At 62.4% G+C, this 1,884-nt stretch carries 2 protein-coding genes; both read left to right on the forward strand.

Annotation, left to right across the window (positions count from 1 at the left end; all coding sequences use genetic code 11):
- Positions 1–839 precede the first annotated feature (839 nt).
- Positions 840–1,208, forward strand: a complete 369-nt coding sequence (locus KIH27_RS22055) for a hypothetical protein (protein ID WP_214095083.1) — start codon at positions 840–842, stop codon at positions 1,206–1,208.
- 83 nt (positions 1,209–1,291) lie between these two features.
- Positions 1,292–1,870 (forward strand): hypothetical protein, encoded by a 579-nt coding sequence (locus KIH27_RS22060; protein WP_214095084.1) that lies wholly within the window; start codon positions 1,292–1,294, stop codon positions 1,868–1,870.
- Positions 1,871–1,884: the final 14 nt, after the last annotated feature.

Consider the following 1,884-nt stretch of genomic DNA (forward strand, 5'->3'; position numbering starts at 1 on the left):
TCTTCGTCGAGGGCCGCACGGTCTACCTGGAGCAGGTCCACACCAGTCATCCGAACGAAGCGAAGTAGGACAAGCTCGCTGCCCTGGGTGTACGTGCGCAGCGGTTTCCTGCCGAGGAAGTAGCGGGTCGCACCGCCTCCCGAACGGCCTTCCGATCACCCGATCGCAAAGTGACGTTGCCACTATGTGCCGAGTGGCCGAGCAGCATGTTCCAGCGGCCCATCAACCAACGGAACAGTGGCTCACTCAACGGCGGAACGGAGGCCCTCAATGACCGTCATATCCAGCGAAGCCATGTCGAACTGGATCCCGAGGCCGGCGGGCTGGACCACACCTCGTACGCGCGCTGAGACCAACTGCGAGTCGTCTCGGTCGAACGACTGGCATCTCGTCAGGGAATGATCGGCTCAGATCGGATGCAAGCCATCGACCGCGCCTGCGTTTCGTACTGGATCCGTAATACCCAGGGAAGCAGGGCAATACGGCGGGTTTTACCGGTAACCTGCCGTATTCGATTCCGTCATATTCCTCTCCACATGGAGCAGCGCATCGAGCCGCCCTGCGCAGAACGTGCCTTACCCGGCGCTGAATCGCCTGTGGATGCGGACACACCGGCGAAGCACTTCCGATCGCGGTGTTTCCTGTCGATGCCGGGCCTGATGAGGCTGTGGGCTCTGGGAGTGTCTGGGCCGGTGGCCAGCGAATCCGCCCCGTTTCCGCGGCTTCGAGGCAACCGTTCGGATTTCTGGTTGCTTTTCGGTGGCTTTCTCGTACCCTTGACGGTGTCGACCCTGTAAAAAGAGGTTCGAGACACCGGAATAGCTTGGGAGGTGATCACGATGGCTGTAGCGAACGGAACGGCCATCCACGGCCGTGCGGTGCGCCTTGACCCGCCAGAATTGGTGCGTGAACTTCTAGACCACCTGGGGCCGACCGTGGTGGCGGCGTTGGCCGGAGTGCGTGACCGCAAGCAGCCCTACAAGTGGGCCATCGACGGCGGCGCTACGCCTCGCGATGAGTCGCTGTCCCGCCTGCAAGTGGCGTATCGGGCCTGGTGGACGATCGCCGACGTCGACGGTGAACAGGTCGCCCGGTCGTGGTTCATCGGGGCTAATCCGCGCTTCGGTGAGCAACCCCCGTACATGGCGATCCGTGAGGACCGGTTCACCGACGTCCTGGCGGCCGCCGAAGAGTTCGTCGACCACTAGGAGTTCCCGGAAAACGCTTGTCTCCTTGCGCGGATAAGATCAGGCCTCCAATCTGAGGTGTCCGTGCGGGAGGTTTGCCAGTCGTGGCGCGTGACGTGTTGATTTGCAACACAACGCAATTGGCATTGTTGCTGGGCTCCTTGCAGCCGGTTTATCGCTTGGCAGATCCGCACTATGGGCCCCTGAGGCCCAGGTTGCGCCCCACCGATGCATCCGACAATCGCTCCACCTGGCACCGTTATGACCTGGCAGGGGAGCGCACCATCTATGCCGCCTCCAGCTTGGAAGGTATGTACGCCGAAATACTTCAGCCGTTGAAGAAGCCTGAGCCGACCCCGGCTGGCGCGTTGTTCGACGACGCCGGCGAAGGCGAAACCGTACAAGACCTCATCGCGCACGACTTTGCCGAGGACGGCAAGGAACCCCCGCACGAGATCGACCTGGACTGGCTGCTCAAGCGGCGTCTCTACACAATGCTGCTACCCACTGCGGGCTGGTTCGTCGATGCGGAGCACTCCAATACCATCGCCTACCTGAACCGCAACCGGCCGCCGGTACTTCTCGCGAGGGGCCTGCAGCAGGTGACCGTGGCCGTGCTGCGCGGTGAGGACCGCTACGTGACCAGCCACCTGGCCGAAACCCTGCGTGTCAGGGTGAGTTGAGTCCAACGGTTCAT

This window comes from Mycolicibacter acidiphilus (assembly GCF_018455725.1).
In the GTDB taxonomy this organism is placed as follows: Bacteria; Actinomycetota; Actinomycetes; order Mycobacteriales; family Mycobacteriaceae; genus Mycobacterium; species Mycobacterium acidiphilum.